Annotated in this window: 17 protein-coding genes; 15 read left to right on the plus strand and 2 right to left on the minus strand. The window is 71.2% G+C overall.

Translation table 11 applies throughout. The features are described from left to right. Nucleotides 1–75: 75 nt before the first annotated feature. From ABD213_RS00810 to ABD213_RS00830, 5 genes are all read left to right on the plus strand, one after another. A complete protein-coding gene (locus ABD213_RS00810) occupies nt 76–825 on the plus strand; it encodes a site-2 protease family protein (RefSeq protein WP_344323149.1) in 750 nt (249 codons plus the stop codon). After that, entirely contained in the window at nt 806–1,708 is a 903-nt protein-coding gene (locus ABD213_RS00815; protein WP_344323151.1) for a tRNA (adenine-N1)-methyltransferase, read from the plus strand. The genes ABD213_RS00810 and ABD213_RS00815 overlap by 20 nt, the downstream gene beginning before the upstream one ends. A 127-nt stretch (nt 1,709–1,835) precedes the next feature. Next, nucleotides 1,836–3,575, plus strand: coding sequence for a proteasome ATPase (gene arc, locus ABD213_RS00820; RefSeq protein WP_344323153.1), 1,740 nt, complete (start codon nt 1,836–1,838; stop codon nt 3,573–3,575). An 83-nt stretch (nt 3,576–3,658) separates the two neighbouring features. Continuing rightward, nucleotides 3,659–4,075: a GNAT family N-acetyltransferase gene (locus ABD213_RS00825; RefSeq protein ID WP_344324662.1), complete on the plus strand. Its 417-nt coding sequence runs from the start codon at nt 3,659–3,661 to the stop codon at nt 4,073–4,075. Then, nucleotides 4,072–4,956 (plus strand): alpha/beta hydrolase fold domain-containing protein, encoded by an 885-nt coding sequence (locus ABD213_RS00830; RefSeq protein ID WP_344323155.1) that lies wholly within the window; start codon nt 4,072–4,074, stop codon nt 4,954–4,956. Before ABD213_RS00825 ends, ABD213_RS00830 begins: the two co-directional genes overlap by 4 nt. On the opposite strand, the gene ABD213_RS00835 is transcribed toward ABD213_RS00830, so the two are convergent. Next, nucleotides 4,923–6,098: a glycosyltransferase family 4 protein gene (locus tag ABD213_RS00835; RefSeq protein ID WP_344323158.1), complete on the minus strand. Its 1,176-nt coding sequence runs from the start codon at nt 6,096–6,098 to the stop codon at nt 4,923–4,925. The genes ABD213_RS00830 and ABD213_RS00835 overlap by 34 nt on opposite strands. A gap of 113 nt (nt 6,099–6,211) precedes the next feature. Between ABD213_RS00835 and dop the strand changes: the two genes are divergently transcribed. The 4 genes from dop to prcA are packed head-to-tail and all read left to right on the plus strand — an operon-like array spanning nt 6,212 to nt 9,535. Then, nucleotides 6,212–7,714, plus strand: a complete 1,503-nt coding sequence (gene dop / locus ABD213_RS00840) for a depupylase/deamidase Dop (protein ID WP_344323160.1) — start codon at nt 6,212–6,214, stop codon at nt 7,712–7,714. A 54-nt stretch (nt 7,715–7,768) separates the two neighbouring features. Then, a complete protein-coding gene (locus ABD213_RS00845; RefSeq protein ID WP_344323162.1) occupies nt 7,769–7,969 on the plus strand; it encodes a ubiquitin-like protein Pup in 201 nt (66 codons plus the stop codon). Beyond that, nucleotides 7,969–8,784: a proteasome subunit beta gene (gene prcB, locus ABD213_RS00850; protein ID WP_344324665.1), complete on the plus strand. Its 816-nt coding sequence runs from the start codon at nt 7,969–7,971 to the stop codon at nt 8,782–8,784. Before ABD213_RS00845 ends, prcB begins: the two co-directional genes overlap by 1 nt. A gap of 55 nt (nt 8,785–8,839) precedes the next feature. After that, nucleotides 8,840–9,535 carry a proteasome subunit alpha gene (gene prcA / locus ABD213_RS00855; protein ID WP_344323164.1) on the plus strand — a complete coding sequence of 232 codons (696 nt, stop codon included), beginning with the start codon at nt 8,840–8,842 and terminating at the stop codon, nt 9,533–9,535. A 32-nt stretch (nt 9,536–9,567) separates the two neighbouring features. On the opposite strand, the gene ABD213_RS00860 is transcribed toward prcA, so the two are convergent. Next, the gene (locus ABD213_RS00860) at nt 9,568–10,548 is read right to left on the minus strand and encodes an aldo/keto reductase (RefSeq protein WP_344323167.1); all 981 of its coding nucleotides are present in this window, start codon (nt 10,546–10,548) and stop codon (nt 9,568–9,570) included. 76 nt (nt 10,549–10,624) lie between these two features. Between ABD213_RS00860 and pafA the strand changes: the two genes are divergently transcribed. The 6 genes from pafA to tatC all read left to right on the plus strand — a co-directional run bounded on the left by pafA (nt 10,625) and on the right by tatC (nt 15,999). Then, nucleotides 10,625–11,986 (plus strand): Pup--protein ligase, encoded by a 1,362-nt coding sequence (gene pafA, locus ABD213_RS00865; RefSeq protein ID WP_344323170.1) that lies wholly within the window; start codon nt 10,625–10,627, stop codon nt 11,984–11,986. A 72-nt stretch (nt 11,987–12,058) separates the two neighbouring features. After that, nucleotides 12,059–12,958, plus strand: coding sequence for an FKBP-type peptidyl-prolyl cis-trans isomerase (locus tag ABD213_RS00870; RefSeq protein ID WP_344323172.1), 900 nt, complete (start codon nt 12,059–12,061; stop codon nt 12,956–12,958). A 12-nt stretch (nt 12,959–12,970) separates the two neighbouring features. Next, the gene (locus tag ABD213_RS00875; RefSeq protein ID WP_344323174.1) at nt 12,971–13,930 is read left to right on the plus strand and encodes a helix-turn-helix transcriptional regulator; all 960 of its coding nucleotides are present in this window, start codon (nt 12,971–12,973) and stop codon (nt 13,928–13,930) included. Then, nucleotides 13,927–14,907: a helix-turn-helix transcriptional regulator gene (locus tag ABD213_RS00880; RefSeq protein ID WP_344323176.1), complete on the plus strand. Its 981-nt coding sequence runs from the start codon at nt 13,927–13,929 to the stop codon at nt 14,905–14,907. The genes ABD213_RS00875 and ABD213_RS00880 overlap by 4 nt, the downstream gene beginning before the upstream one ends. A 2-nt stretch (nt 14,908–14,909) precedes the next feature. Further along, nucleotides 14,910–15,155 carry a twin-arginine translocase TatA/TatE family subunit gene (tatA, locus tag ABD213_RS00885; RefSeq protein ID WP_344323178.1) on the plus strand — a complete coding sequence of 82 codons (246 nt, stop codon included), beginning with the start codon at nt 14,910–14,912 and terminating at the stop codon, nt 15,153–15,155. Nucleotides 15,156–15,162: 7 nt separating this feature from the next. Further along, the gene (gene tatC, locus ABD213_RS00890) at nt 15,163–15,999 is read left to right on the plus strand and encodes a twin-arginine translocase subunit TatC (protein WP_344323181.1); all 837 of its coding nucleotides are present in this window, start codon (nt 15,163–15,165) and stop codon (nt 15,997–15,999) included. Nucleotides 16,000–16,013: the final 14 nt, after the last annotated feature.

Here is a 16,013-nt window from a genome sequence, read left to right on the forward strand (position 1 = left end):
GCCGCTCACCGTATCCGCGGGCGACGACAGCCTCGGCGAACGGCGCGCCCGGGAGGCGCCCCGTAGATTGGAGCGATGATCGCCGGGCGCTCCTTCGACCTCGTCCGGTGGGGTTCCACCCGCGTGACGGCGCACCCGTCCCTGCTGCTCGCCGCGGTCGTCCTCGTCGTGCTGTTCGCGCCGCGCTTCGACCAGGGACCGCTCGACCCCTACGTGGCCGGGCTGGTCTTCGTCGTCGCCCTCTACCTGTCGATCCTGCTCCACGAGCTCGCCCACGTGGCAGCCGCTCGTGCCTGGGGGCTCGCCGTGCCCCGCGTGGTCCTGCACCTGCTCGGCGGCCACACCGAGATCGTCGGCACCCGCGGTCCGGCCCAGGCCGCGGTCACCGCCCTCGTCGGTCCCCTGGCGTCGGCGGGCATCGCCGCCGCGGTCTTCGCGGTCGTCGCGACGGTCGAGGACGCCACCACCGCCCAGATCCTCTGGTCGCTCGCCTGGGTCAACCTGCTGCTCGCGGTGTTCAACCTCCTGCCCGGTCTCCCCCTCGACGGGGGACACGTCGTCGCGGCGCTCGGGTGGGCGCTGACGGGCCGTCGCTCCAGCGGCACCTCGGCCACGGCCTGGATCGGACGAGGCACCGCACTCGGCGTGCTCGCGCTCGTCGTAGGGTTCAGGTTCGGGGAGCCCGGCGCCCTCCCCGAGGTCGTGCTCGGCGCCCTGGTCGCCGCCTTCCTGTGGACCGGGGCGGGCCGCGCCGACGCCCTCGCCACCGCCCAACGAGCCGACGAGCAGCACGAGAGGACCCCCGATGACCGCAGCACCCCGTAGCGGCCCCCTGACGGAGGGGGAGTGGGTCCGGCTCAACGACGCGAAGGGACGCAAGCACAACATCCGACTCGAGGCGGGGCGCGAGTTCTCCACCAAGAAGGGTCAGATCCGCCACGACGACATCATCGGCCGACCCGAGGGCATCGTGGTCACCTCCTCCCTCGACGGCGACTACCAGGTCTTCCGGCCCCTGTTGCACGAGTACGTGGTCTCCATGCCGCGTGGCGCGGCGATCATCTACCCCAAGGACGCCGCGCACGTCGTCACGATGGCCGACATCTTCCCCGGGGCGCGCGTCGTCGAGGCCGGCGCCGGGTCCGGGAGCCTGACCACCTACCTGCTGCGCGCGATCGGTCCGGAGGGTGCGCTGGGCTCGTACGAGCTCCGCGAGGACTTCGCCGAGACCGCGCGGGCCAACGTCGAGCAGGCGACCGGCGGCCACCCGGGCTGGACCCTCACCGTCGGCGACGTCCGCGAGGTCATGACCGAGACCGAGGTCGACCGCCTCGTCCTCGACATGGTCGATCCCTGGACGTGCGTGCCGCTCGCCGCCGAGCGGCTCGTCCCCGGTGGCGTGGTCTGCGCCTACGTGGCCACCACCACCCAGCTGTCGCGCTTCGTCGAGACCCTGCGCGCGGAGGGCGGCTTCACCGAACCGGTGGCGTGGGAGACGATGCAGCGCGAGTGGCACCTCGAAGGTCTCGCCGTCCGTCCCGACCACCGCATGGTGGGACACACGGCCTTCCTGGTCACCGCGCGGCGCATGGCCCCGGGGCACCGCGCCCTGGAGAAGACCCGCCGCCCCGCGCCCGGCGCCTACGGTCCGGACTACACCGGCCCCCGCCCCGCCGGCATGGCCGACGAGCCGCCCGGCGACGCCTGAGTCCGTCGCCGGCACGGCAACCCCCGAGGCGCCCCGTCACCGGATCGTCACCGTCCGACGCGCGGATGCAACGGCGTCGCGACGCTCGCGCGGGTAAGGTCGAGAGCGACGAGCAAAGGTGGTTCCCATGACCGATCACGACGGCCCTCGCCCCGCTGGACCACGTTCCGGTGACGACGACCGTGAGCTCTCCTCCCTGCGCGCCGAGGTCGAGCACCTTCGACGTCGGCTCACCACCAGCGGGGGCGTCGACTCCCGGCTGTCCGAGCTCGAGGCCCGGCTCTCGGCGACGTCGGCCCAGAACGAGCGACTGTCCTCCACGCTGCGCGAGGCACGCGAGCAGATCGTCACGCTCAAGGAGGAGGTCGACCGGCTCGCCCAGCCGCCCGTCGGCTTCGGCACCTTCCTGCAGCGCAACGAGGACGACTCCGTCGACGTCTTCACCGGAGGCCGCAAGCTGCGTGTCCACGTCAGCCCCGCGGTCGACAAGGATGCGTTGCAGCGCGGCCAGGAGGTCATCCTCAACGAGTCGATGAACGTGGTCGACGCGCTCGCGTTCGAGACGACTGGGCAGGTCGTCATGCTCAAGGAGGTCCTCGCCGACGGTGAACGCGCGCTCGTGCTCGGCAACGCCGACGAGGAGACCGTCGTGCGCCTCGCCGACTCCCTCGCCGGGCTGAAGCTGCGCGCCGGCGACTCCCTGCTCATGGACTCGCGCTCGGGCCACGTCTACGAGCGGGTGCCCAAGAGCGAGGTCGAGGAGCTCGTGCTGGAGGAGGTCCCCGACATCGACTACACCTCGATCGGCGGACTGGCCGGCCAGATCGAGTCGATCCGCGACGCCGTCGAGCTGCCCTACCTGCACCCCGAGGTCTTCATCGAGCACGAGCTCAAGCCGCCGAAGGGCGTCCTGCTCTACGGCCCGCCCGGGTGCGGCAAGACGATGATCGCCAAGGCCGTCGCGTCGTCGCTGGCCAAGAAGGTCACCGAGCGCACGGGCGAGGAAGGGCGCAGCTACTTCCTGAACATCAAGGGCCCGGAGCTGCTGAACAAGTACGTGGGCGAGACCGAGCGGCACATCCGCCTGGTCTTCCAGCGCGCCCGAGAGAAGGCCAGTGAGGGCACGCCGGTCATCGTCTTCTTCGACGAGATGGACTCGCTGTTCCGCACCCGCGGCTCGGGCGTCTCCTCCGACGTCGAGAACACGATCGTCCCGCAGCTGCTGAGCGAGATCGACGGCGTCGAGGGACTGGAGAACGTGCTGGTCATCGGCGCGTCCAACCGCGAGGACATGATCGACCCGGCCATCCTGCGCCCGGGGCGCCTGGACGTGAAGATCAAGATCGAACGCCCCGACGCCGAGTCCGCCCGCGACATCTTCTCCAAGTACCTGACCCCGCGTCTGCCGCTGCACGCCGACGACCTCGCCGAGTGGGGCGGCGACGCCCAGGCCACGGTCAACGCGATGATCCAGCGCACCGTGGAGCGGATGTACACCGAGTCCGAGGACAACCAGTTCCTCGAGGTCACCTACGCCGGTGGCGACAAGGAGGTCCTGTACTTCAAGGACTTCAACTCCGGGGCGATGATCCAGAACATCGTCGACCGGGCCAAGAAGATGGCGATCAAGGACCTGCTCGATCACGGTTCACGCGGCCTGCGCGTGCAGCACCTGCTGCAGGCCTGCGTCGATGAGTTCAAGGAGAACGAGGACCTGCCGAACACCACCAACCCCGACGACTGGGCGCGGATCTCCGGCAAGAAGGGCGAGCGCATCGTGTTCATCCGCACCCTCGTGACCGGCAAGGGCGGCAACGAGCCCGGACGGTCCATCGACACCGTCGCCAACACCGGGCAGTACCTCTGAGCGAGATCGTCGCTGTCGGGGACTCGGCCCGCCCTGACGTCACCGTCCGCGCGGGCCGCTACGACGAGCCGGCCGTGGTCGAGATGACGGCGACCGTGCAGGCCGAGTACGCGGTCCGCTACGGCGGCTCGGGCGACCGGTCGCCGATCGACGACGGCGAGTTCACGCCGCCGCGCGGGACGTTCCTCGTCGTCGAGGCGGGCGGCGCGGCCGTGGCGATGGGCGGATGGCGCCGCGGCGGTCCGGCTCCCGGCGACGCCGAGATCAAGCGCATGTACGTCCGCCCCGAGCACCGCGGACGTGGGTGGTCACGCCTCGTGCTCGCCGAGCTCGAGCGGACCGCTGCCGACGCCGGGGTCGTCCGGCTCGTGCTGGAGACCGGACAGGCCCAGCCGGAGGCCATCGCCCTCTACCGCAGCAGCGGCTACGTCGACGTCGAGCCGTTCGGCTTCTACCGCGACTCCCCGCTCAGCGTCCACCTGGGCAAGCGCCTGGCATGAGGCTGCTGCGCCGCTGGGTGGACACGGTCCTCGTGCTGGCGGTCGCCGCGGCCGTCGTCCTCCTGCGACGCGCGATGCGGCTGAGGGCGGTGCATCCCGACCTCCGCCAGCCGGCACTGCTGGTGGCCGTGCCGTTCCGGCGCTGGAGCCTGCCGGTCGTGCGTCGCGTCCTCGTGCTGTCGACGCCCGTCGTCGACGGGGTCGTCCACCACGAGGCTCTCGGCCCGGCCACGCCCGACGGGCACCGACCGCGGCTCGAGGTGCACCGGCCTCGGTCCCCGGACCCGGACCTCGCGTCCGCAGTGCTCCTGTGGCTGCACGACGGCGGCCCCGGCCAGGTCGACCCCGGACGCCTCGTCGTGGCCGGCGCGAGTGCCGGGGGAGGGCTCGCAGCCTCCCTCGTGCACCACCTGCACGACCACGGCCCCGTCCGGCCGGCGCTGCAGGCCCTGGTCTACCCGATGCTCGACGACCGCACGCTGCCCGGATCCGCGGCCCGGGTGCCCCGCCCGGTCTGGTCGAGCCGCTCGAACTGGTTCGGCTGGCAGAGCCTGCTGGGCCTCGAGCCCGGCGGCGACCGGTCGCCGGAGGCTGCGGTGCCGGCACGGCGAGCGGACCTCTCGTCCCTGCCGCCGACGTGGATCGGGGTGGGCGACGTCGACCTCTTCCACGACGAGTGCGTCCGTCACGCCGATCGACTGGTCGCGGCGGGCGTGCGCACCGAGCTCGTCGTCGCCCACGGCCTCTACCACGGGGCCGACGCCGCCAAGGGCGACCGCGTCACGCTCACGCGGGAGTTCCGTGCCGCCTTCCACGCGGCCGTGCGTGCCGCCCTGACCGAGGGTCCTCAGCGGGCGGCGCGCCGCCGCGTGCGGGGGTGACGCAGCCCCACCACGTCCAGGCCGGACGGGTCGTGCCGCTCCACCGCTGCCGCGTAGTGCCCGACCAGCTCGGAGCAGACCGGACGCCAGCCGCGGAGCACCACCGAGCGACGGGCCGCACGCCCGAACGCCTCACGCTTGGCCTCGTCCCCGGTGAGGTCGCGGACGTGGGCGACCATCTCCTCCAGGCGGCCCGGTCGGTAGAGCCAGCCGGTGCGGCTGTGGTCGACGAGGTCGACCGGCCCGCCGACGCCCGCCGCCACGACGGGCAGTCCGCTGGCCAGGGCCTCCTGCACGACCTGGCAGAAGGTCTCGGTCTCGCTCGTGTTCACGAGGACGTCGAGGCTGGCCATCGCCGTCGCGAGCGCGTCGCCGTGCAGCATCCCCGTGAAGTGGGCGTCCGGCAGGAGCCGCTCGAGACGAGCCCGCTCGGGGCCGTCGCCGATGACCACGACCTTGATGCCGTCGAGGTCTGCCAGGGCAGCCAGGTCCTCGACCTGCTTCTCCGGCGCGAGTCGACCCACGAGGCCGACCAGCTTCTCGTCGTCCGGCGCCACCCGGCGCCGCCACGCGTGCGAGCGCTTGTCCGGCGTGAACCTCTCGGAGTCCACGCCGCGGCGCCACATCCGCAGGCGCTGGACACCGTGGGCCTCCAGCTCGCGCTGCGTCGCCACCGACGGCACGAGGGTCAGCGTCGCGTGGCCGTGGATGTCGCGGACCCGGCGCCAGAGGAGCGCGGCGGTGCCCTTCAACCCGTAGCGGGACGCGTACCCGGGCACGTCGGTCTGGTAGACCGCGACGACCGGCAGGTCGAGCTCGCGCGCCGCCAGGGCACCGCGCCAGCCGAGCGCGAAGGGCGAGGCCAGGTGCACGACGTCGGGTGCGAACTCGCGCAGGATCTCGGTGACCGGGGCGACGCGGCCGGTGGCGACGCGGACGTCGCGGTACCCGGGGAAGGACCAGGCGCGCACCGTGGCGACCCGGGACCGCTCGCCCACGGTCTCGGGCACGTCGGGGGCGTCCGGTGTGACGACGAGGACGTCGTCACCGCGGCTCTCCAGGTGCTCGACCACGCGGAGCACCGTGTGGACCACACCGTTGGTCTGGGGGAGGAAGGACTCGGCGATGATGGCTACCTTCATGACTCTCACCGTCACGAGGTCGATCGACCGGCTGCACACCGGAAGGTGTCGTGTCGAAGATCAGCGGGCGACGACTCGGCGACGTCGCCGGACGTCCGCGTACGCTTCGGGCCATGACGGTCCGACGCGTGCAGGGCAGTGAGGTCGAGTACGGCATCTCGGTGCAGGGCCAGCCCGAGGCGAACCCCATGGTCGCCTCCAGCCAGGTCGTCAACGCCTACGCCGCCGCCCACGGACTGACCCGACGCGCGCGCTGGGACTTCGAGGAGGAGAGTCCGCTGCGCGACGCCCGCGGCTTCGACCTCAGTCGCGAGTCGGCCGATCCGTCCCAGCTGACCGACGAGGACCTCGGGCTCGCGAACATCATCCTCACCAACGGTGCGCGGCTGTACGTCGACCACGCCCACCCGGAGTACTCGAGCCCCGAGGTCACCTCGCCGCGCGACGTCGTGGTGTGGGAGCGCGCGGGGGAGCAGGTGATGCGACGTGGGGCCGAGCTCGCGGCCCAGGTGCCCGGCAGTGCGCCGATCGTGCTCTACAAGAACAACATCGACAACAAGGGGGCCTCCTACGGCTCCCACGAGAACTACCTCATGCGCCGCGACGTGCCGTTCGAGGACGTCGTGAAGCACCTGACGCCGTTCTTCGTCTCCCGTCCGGTCGTCTGCGGCGCGGGTCGCGTCGGGCAGGGGCAGGACGGCAGCGTCCACGCCTACCAGCTGGCCCAGCGGGCGGACTACATGGAGGTCGGCGTGGGCCTGGAGACCACGTTGAAGCGGCCCATCATCAACACCCGCGACGAGCCGCACGCGGACCCCAAGAAGTATCGCCGGCTCCACGTCATCATCGGCGACGCGAACCGCTCGGAGATCTCGATCTACCTCAAGCACGGGACGACGTCGATCGTGCTCGCCATGCTCGAGGCGGGGTTCCTTCCCGACGACCTGACGCTGGCGCAGCCGGTGCGCGCCCTGCACGACATCTCCCACGACCCGACGCTGCAGGCCCTCGTGGAGCTCGACGACGGTCGCACCATGACCGGGCTCGACGTCCAGTGGCGCTACCTCGAGCTGGCACGGGCGTTCGTCGCCCGCGACGGCTCGGACGACCAGACCGACGACGTCCTCGCTCGCTGGGAGGAGGTCCTGACCCGACTCGGCCGCGACCCGATGGAGTGCGTGCGTCAGCTCGACTGGGTGGCCAAGCTGGCACTGCTCGAGCAGTACCGCGAGCGCGACCGCCTCGACTGGGACCACGCGAAGCTGCACCTCGTCGACCTGCAGTACCACGACATCCGCCCCGAGCGAGGCGTGTACGACCGGCTCGAGCGGGCCGGCCGCATGGAACGGCTCGTGACCGACGAGGAGATCACGGCCGCGGTCACCTCGCCACCGTTGGACACGCGGGCCTACTTCCGGGGCACCTGTCTCGCCCGCTACGCCCCGGAGGTCGCCGCCGCGTCCTGGGACTCGGTGATCCTCGACCTGCCGGGGTACGACTCGCTGCAGCGGATCCCTACCATGGAACCCCTGCGCGGCACCGCCGAGCACGTCCGGGGGCTGTTCGAGTCCAGCGAGACCGCCACCCAGCTGTTCCGCGCCATCACCACCCGCTGACCGTCACGCGTCGATCACGGCGCCGGTGTGGCCGACGCGGGCTAGGCTGGCGTCATGGCCGAGCACCAGCACAAGAGCCCGAAGAAGTCCTCCGAGTCCGAGGAGACGACCTCCCACGAGGTCGAGGGGGTCGACACCGAGCGCAAGGAGCGCCTCGACGACGACGTCGACTCCATCCTGGGCGAGATCGACGACGTGCTCGAGGAGAACGCCGAGGAGTTCGTGCGCAGCTTCGTGCAGAAGGGCGGGCAGTGATGCTGCCGGAGGGCTTCCGCTCGGTCGGTGGCACCTCCTTCGCGGAGTTCCTCGGCGACCAGGCACCTCAACTGCTGCCCTCGGCGCGCGAGAGCGCCGGCGGTGAGCTCGCCGGCGTCACCCACGGCACCACCATCGTCGCCGCCACCTTCGACGGCGGCGTCGTCATGGCCGGCGACCGTCGCGCCACCATGGGCAACGTCATCGCCCAGCGCGACATCCAGAAGGTCTTCCCGACCGACGAGTACTCCTGCGTCGGCATCGCCGGAACGGCCGGCATCGCCGTGGAGATGACGCGCCTGTTCCAGGTCGAGCTCGAGCACTACGAGAAGATCGAGGGTGCCACGCTGTCCACCGACGGCAAGGCCAACCGGCTCGCCACGCTCATCCGCGGCAACCTCGGTCTGGCCATGCAGGGCCTCGCCGTCGTGCCGCTGTTCGCCGCCTACGACATCGACGCCGCGTGCGGACGCATCTTCGCCTTCGACGTCACCGGCAACAAGAACGAGGAGCGCACGTTCCACTCCGTCGGCTCCGGGTCGACGTTCGCCCGGGGGTCGCTCAAGAAGCTGTACTCGGAATCGATGAGCGAGGCCGACGCGGTCACCGCCGTCGTGCAGTCGTTGTACGACGCCGCCGACGACGACACCGCCACCGGTGGCCCCGACCTCGCCCGGCGGATCTTTCCGTTGGTCTCGGTCATCACCGCCGACGGCTACCGCGCGTGGGACGAGGCCGCCACCGCCGAGGTCGCCGACCGGGTCGTCGCCGGCCGGATGAGCCGTCCCGACGGGCCCTCGGCCCCCCTCACCTGAGCGGCCACGTGAGCCCGACCCCTACGACGTCCCACCAGCACCCGAGGAGCGTGTCGTGACCGCACCGTTCTACGTCTCACCCGAGCAGCTCATGAAGGATCGGGCCGACTTCGCGCGCAAGGGCATCGCCCGCGGCCGCAGCGTGGTCGTGCTCCAGTACGCCGACGGCATCCTGCTCGTCGCGGAGAATCCCTCCCGGGCGCTGCACAAGATCAGCGAGATCTACGACCGGATCGGGTTCGCCGCCGTCGGGCGCTACAACGAGTTCGAGAACCTGAGGATCGCCGGCGTGCGCCTGGCGGACCTTCGCGGCTACTCCTACGACCGCCGCGACGTCACCGCCCGGGGCCTCGCCAACGCCTACGCCCAGACGCTCGGCACCATCTTCTCCTCCGGTGGCGAGAAGCCCTGGGAGGTCGAGCTCTTCGTCGCCGAGGTGGGCGAGGCGGCCGAGGACGACCGCATCTACCGGCTCATGTACGACGGGTCGGTCGCCGACGTCCGCGGCCACGGCGTCATGGGCGGGCAGAGCGAGCAGATCGACGCCCACCTGACCGAGCACTACACCGACGGTCTCGACCTCCCCGCCGCGTTGCAGCTGGCGGCCACGGCCCTGGGCCGCGACACCGCCGAGCCCCGCGAGATCAAGGCGACCGACCTGGAGGTCGCCGTCGTCGACCGGACGCGCACGCAGCCGCGCAAGTTCAAGCGGCTCGCTCCCGAGGCGGTCGAGTCGGCGCTCGCCGGCTGACCGCCGACCCCGCCGGCGTCCGCCCCTCGGGGTCACCAGCGAGGGTGGATCGCCTCGCGGAGGTGGGTGTCGTAGACCCGGCGCACGCCCTCGAGGACGGACCCGTCGAGGGTGACGCCGGCCGCCGCGGCGTTCCCGCGTGCCTGCTCGGGCGAACGCGCACCAGGGATGACGGTGCTGACGCCCTCCTGCGCGACCACCCAGGCGAGCGCCGCCCGCGCGGGCGGGAGGTCCTCGGGCAGCAGTGCGGCGAACTCCTGCGCAGCGCGCACGCCCACCTCGAAGTCGACCCCGGAGAAGGTCTCGCCGACGTCGAACGCCTCGCCGGCGCGGTTGAACGTGCGGTGGTCGTCCTCGGCGAACGTCGTGTCCGTCGTGTAGCGGCCGCTGAGCAGGCCACTGGCCAGCGGCACGCGGGCGATGATGCCCACCCCCGCCGCGCGGGCCGCGGGCAGCACCTCGTCGAGAGGCTTGAGGCGGAACGCGTTCAGGATGATCTGCACGCTCGCGACGCCGGGTCGTGCGATCGCCGCCAACGCCTGGTCACACGTCTCGACGCTCACGCCGTAGGCAGCCGTCACGCCCTCGGCCACGAGCGTGTCGAGCGCGTCGTACACCTCGTCGTCCTCGACGACCGCCGTCGGCGGGCAGTGCAGCTGCACGAGGTCGAGGGTCTCGACGTCGAGGTTGCGCCGGGAGCGGTCCGTCCAGGCGCGGAAGTTCTCCATCACGTAGTTCTCGGGCACCTGGTCCATGCGACGGCCCATCTTCGTGGCCACCGTGACGTCGACGCCTGGGTGGGCGCGGCGGAAGTCGGCGATGACCTGCTCGCTGCGGCCGTCGCCGTAGACGTCGGCAGTGTCCAGGAAGGTGACGCCGGACTCGACGGCAGCCTCCAGCACGGCCATCGCGTCGTCACGGCTGACGTCACCCCAGTCCGCGCCGAGCTGCCACGTGCCGAGGCCGACGACCGACACGTCGCGACCGGTCCTTCCAAGGGTCCTGTGCTCCATGCCTGGAGCCTACGGGTCACGCGCGGCCTCGGCGCTTCGGCCGACGACTCCTCCACCGCCGGACTAGGCTGCGGTCATGGACCGTCGGATCATGGGCATCGAGAACGAGTACGGCGTGACGTGCTCGTTCAAGGGCCAGCGGCGCCTGTCGCCCGACGAGGTCGCCCGCTACCTGTTCCGTCGAGTCGTCTCGTGGGGGCGTTCGAGCAACGTCTTCCTGCGCAACGGCGCACGGCTCTACCTGGACGTCGGCAGCCACCCGGAGTACGCGACGCCCGAGTGCGACGACGTCGCCGAGCTCGTCACCCACGACCGCGCCGGTGAGCGCATCCTCGAGGGACTGATGCTCGACGCGCAGGCCCGCCTCGCCGACGACGGCATCGAGGGCGACATCTACCTGTTCAAGAACAACACCGACTCCGCCGGCAACTCCTACGGCTGCCACGAGAACTACCTCGTCGGACGCGGTGGGGAGTTCGCCCGCCTCGCCGACGTCCTCATCCCGTTCCTGGTCTCGCGACAGATCATCTGCGGTGCCGGCAAGGTGCAGCAGACGCCGCGGGGGACGGTCTACTCCGTCAGCCAGCGCGCCGAGCACATCTGGGAGGGGGTCTCGAGTGCCACCACGCGGTCGCGACCGATCATCAACACCCGCGACGAGCCGCACGCGGACGCCGAGCGCTTCAGGCGCCTGCACGTGATCGTCGGCGACTCGAACATGAGCGAGACGACCACCATGCTCAAGGTCGCCACCACCGATCTCGTCCTGCAGATGATCGAGGCGGGCGTGACGATGCGCGACCTGACCCTCGACAACCCCATCCGCGCGATCCGCGAGATCTCCCACGACATGACCGGCCGCCGCAAGGTCCAGCTCGCCAGCGGTCGGGAGATGTCGGCGCTGGAGATCCAGGCCGAGTACTTCGCGAAGGCCGCCGACTTCGTCGACCGTCACGGCCTCCACACGCCCACCATCGATCGGTCCATGGACCTGTGGGAGCGGTGCCTCAAGGCGGTGGAGTCCGAGGACCACTCGCTCGTCGAGCGCGAGATCGACTGGGTGATCAAGTACCGCCTGCTCGATCGCTACCGCTCCTCCAACGGCCTCAGCTGGGCCGACCCGCGCATCGCGCAGCTCGACCTCGCCTACCACGACATCCGGCGCGACCGCGGCGTGTTCCACCTGCTCGAGCGCCGTGGGGCGGTGGCCCGGGTGACCCGCGACCTCGACGTCTTCACGGCCAAGTCCGTGCCGCCGCAGACCACCCGGGCGCGGCTGCGCGGCGACTTCATCAAGCGCGCCCAGGAACGACGCCGCGACTTCACCGTCGACTGGGTGCACCTCAAGCTCAACGACCAGGCCCAGCGCACCGTCCTGTGCAAGGACCCCTTCCGGTCCCACGACGAGCGGGTGCAACGTCTCATCGACGGCATGTGAGGCGCTCAGGATCCTCTTGGCCCGCGTCGTTAGGGTGACCGAGGTCCGTGTCCCCCGACGAAAGCCGCTCCTGTGCGACGTCTTCTGGCCCTCTGCCTGACCAGTGTCCTGGTGCTGTCCGCCTGCGGCGGTGACTCCGGCGCCCTCGACGACATCGAGGTGAGCGGCGGCTCGAACCCCACGCTCGACGTGCCCGAGGGCTTCACCACCGCCGAGACCGAGACGCGCGTCGTCTCCGAGGGGGACGGCGACGAGGTGGCGGAGGGCGACTCGGTCAAGGTGAACTACCTCGCGGTCAACGGCCGCACCAACGAGGAGTTCGACAACTCCTACGCCGGCAGCCAGCCGGTCACGTTCACCCTGCAGGACGACTCCGCCCTCCAGGGCTTCATCAAGGGCCTGACGGGGCAGTCGATCGGCAGTCGCGTCCTCGTCGCGATCCCGCCCGACGACGGCTTCGGCGGGGCGCAGGAGCAGCTGGGCATCGAGGGCGACGACACGATGGTCTTCCTTTTCGACCTCGTCGCGAAGGTCCCCGCCGAGGCGTCGGGCGAGGCCGAGGACCTGCCGGACTCCGTCCCGCAGATCGTCCTGGAGGATGGCGAGCCGACCGGCTTCGAGTCCGGTGACGACGTCACCGCCGATCCGTCCGGGCCGGCTGCGTACGTCGCCATCAAGGGCGAGGGCGAGCCCGTCGAGGAGGGCGCGTCGGTGACCGCCCACTACGTCGGCCAGGTCTACCCGGACGGGGAGGTCTTCGACGGCAGCTGGCAGCGGGGCGCTCCCTCGACCTTCTCGCTCGAGCAGGTCATCGCCTGCTGGCGCGACCTCGTCCCGGGCCAGACGCTCGGCAGCCGCGTGGTGCTCGTGTGCCCGGCCGACTCCGCCTACGGCGACGAGCCACCCGAGGGCAGCGCGATCGGCGCCGGCGACACGCTGGTCTTCGCGATCGACTTGCTCGACGCTTCCTGACATCCTCTGCAGGTGGCCGACCGCAAGACCGAGAGGTTGATGAACCTCATCTTCACGCTGCTCTCGACACGTCAGTATCTGTCCAAGGAGCAGCTGCGACAGGCGATCGCCGACTACCGCGACTCCTCCCAGCAGGCCTTCGAGCGCAAGTTCGAGCGCGACAAGGAAGAGCTGAGGGAGCTCGGCATCACCGTCGAGACCGGCAGCAACGACAAGTACTTCGACGACGAGCCGGGCTACCGGATCCGGCGCGACGCCGTCGAGCTGCCCGACCTCTCCCTCAGCCGCGAGGAGGCGGCCGTCCTCGGGCTGGCCGCCCAGGTCTGGGAGCACGCCGGTCTGGCGCAAGACTCCATGAGCGCCCTCGTCAAGCTCAAGGCGGCGGGCGTCACGATCGACACCGACGTCGTGCGCATGGCCGAGCCGAAGCTGTCGGCGAACGAGCCGGCCTTCGACGCGGCCTGGGACGCCTGCACGCGCCGCGTCCCCGTGGCCTTCGACTACCGGCGACCAGGGCAGGACCCGTCCCGGCGCCACGTGCAGCCGTGGGGCATCGTGTCGTGGCGCGGCCGCTGGTACCTGACCGGGCACGACACCGACCGTGACGCACCGCGCGTCTTCCGTCTCTCCCGGGTCGTCGGGGAGATCGCCACCGACGGTGCGCCCGGCTCCTACGACGTCCCTGACGATGCCGACGTCCAGGCGGCGGCCGCGTCGTTCCTGCCCTCGAGCCCCGACCGCTCGGCCGTCCTGCGGATCCGCCGCGACCGCGGACAGGGGTTGCGCCGCAGCGCGGAGTCCTCCCGGGTCGTCACCGACGAGGTCGACGAGGTCGTCGTGCCGTACGCCTCCGGGTGGGACCTCGCCGCCGAGATCGCCTCCTACGGTCCGGACGTCGTCGTCCTCGAGCCGGCCGACCTGCGCGCCGCCGTCGTCGACCGCCTGCGTGCCGCCGTGCGGGACGCATCGTGAACCGCTCCGGGCAGCAGGTCCTGCGCATGCTCGCGCTCGTGCCCTACCTCCAGGGCAACGAGGGCGTCCCGGTCGCGGAGGTGGCGCGGGAGTTCGGCGTCACCCCCGCCCAGATCCGGGCCGACCTCCGGCTGCTGATGTTCACCGGCGTGGGGGAGTACGCCGGCGAGCTGATCGACGTCGACCTCGGTGCGCTCGACGCCGACGACGTCGTCTACATCCGCGACGCCGAGTTCATGCAGCGCCCGCTGCGCCTCACCCCGGCCGAGGGCATCGCGCTCATCGTCGCGCTGCGCACCCTGCGCGACTCGGCGACCGGTGCCCAGCTCGCCATCGTCGACAGCGCGCTCGCCAAGCTGGAGAGCGCCGTCGGGGGTGAGGTCGAGGCTCCCGTCGGGGTCCACCTGGACGAGGACGACGAGAGCATCCGCGCCACGATCGTCGACGCCACGGCCGCCGGTCGGCGTCTGCGCCTGGAGTACGTCGGCGCCGCGCGCGACGAGCGGACCGTCCGCGAGGTCGACCCGCGACGGGTCTTCGTCGAGCAGGGCCGTCGCTACCTCGAGGCCTGGTGCCTGCGGGCGCGCGACCTGCGCTTCTTCCGTTTCGACCGGGTCGTCTCGGCCCAGGCCACGGGCGAGTCCGTCGAGGACCGCGCGGTGGCGCCCAGGGCGCTCGGCGACGGACTGTTCACGGTCGGTGACGACGCCGCGTCCGCCGTCCTGGACCTCGACCCGGCGGCCCACTGGCTCATCGAGTACTACCCGGTCGACGAGCTGGCGGCACCGGAACCCGGCGACGGCCGTCGACGGGTGCGCCTGTTCGCCAGCGACCTCGACTGGATCCGACGTCTCGTCCTGCGCAACGCCGGGACCGTCCACGTGGTCGAGCCCTCGTCGTTGCGCGAGGACGTGGCGCTCTGGGCACGCTCAGCCCTCGCCGCGTACGATGATGACGACCCCATCACCCAGGAGTGACGATGTTCCGACAGATCGGTCCCACCGAGATCCTGCTCATCCTCGGCGTCGTGCTGCTGCTCTTCGGTGGCCGCAAGCTTCCCGAGCTCGCCCGCGGCTCCGGCCGCGCGCTGCGCATCTTCAAGTCCGAGGTGCAGGAGCTGCAGGGCGACGAGAAGGACGAGCGCGACGAGACCCTGACGGCCGACGCCGACGAGTCGACCGACCCGGCGAGCACGAGCACCGACCGGTCCGCCACCGAGCGCTGACTTGGCCGTGAGCCAGACCCCTCGGGCCGCCGGCGGCGCCCCGGGGGGCCAGATGCCGCTCGTGGAGCACCTGCGCGAGCTCCGTGGGCGACTCGTGAAGGCCGTCCTGGCGATCCTCGCCGGCGCCATCATCGCGGCGATCTTCTACGGCCCCATCCTGGAGTTCATGACGCAGCCGTACTACCGGATGCGTCCGGTCCTCGAGGCCCGGGGCATCGAGACCGAGCTCGTCATCACCGGCGTCGGCGGCGCCTTCCAGTTCGCGCTCAAGATCTGCCTGGTCGTCGGTCTGCTGTTCTCCAGCCCCATCTGGCTGTGGCAGCTGTGGGCCTTCGTCCTGCCGGCGATGCACCGGCACGAGAAGAAGTGGGCGCTGGTCCTCGCAGCCACCGGTGCACCGCTGTTCGTCGGCGGAGCGGCCTTGGCCTACACCGTGATGCCGAAGGCCATGGAGATCCTCATCGGCTTCGTGCCCGACGGCTTCGGCTCCCTCGTCACCGGGGCCGAGTACTTCGACTTCATCATCAAGATGCTGCTGGTCTTCGGCGTCGCAGCCGAGATCCCGCTCGTCGTCGTCATGCTCAACCGGCTCGGGATCGTCTCGGCCAAGCAGCTCGCCGGCGCGCGGCCGTGGATCATCGTCGCGATCTTCGTCTTCTCGGCGATCGCCACACCGACGACGGACCCGCTGACCATGCTGTTCCTCGCCGGACCGATGACGGTCCTGTACCTGATCTCCGAGCTGATCGCGAAGGTCACCGACTGGCGTCGCGGCAAGGCGGAGGCACGCGGTCTCTCCGACGACGAGGCCTCGAGCATCGGCGACGTCGAGTCCCTGGACTGACGTCGCGATGACTA

The sequence above is a fragment of the Aeromicrobium halocynthiae genome (assembly GCF_039531385.1).
Lineage (GTDB): Bacteria > Actinomycetota > Actinomycetes > Propionibacteriales > Nocardioidaceae > Aeromicrobium > Aeromicrobium halocynthiae.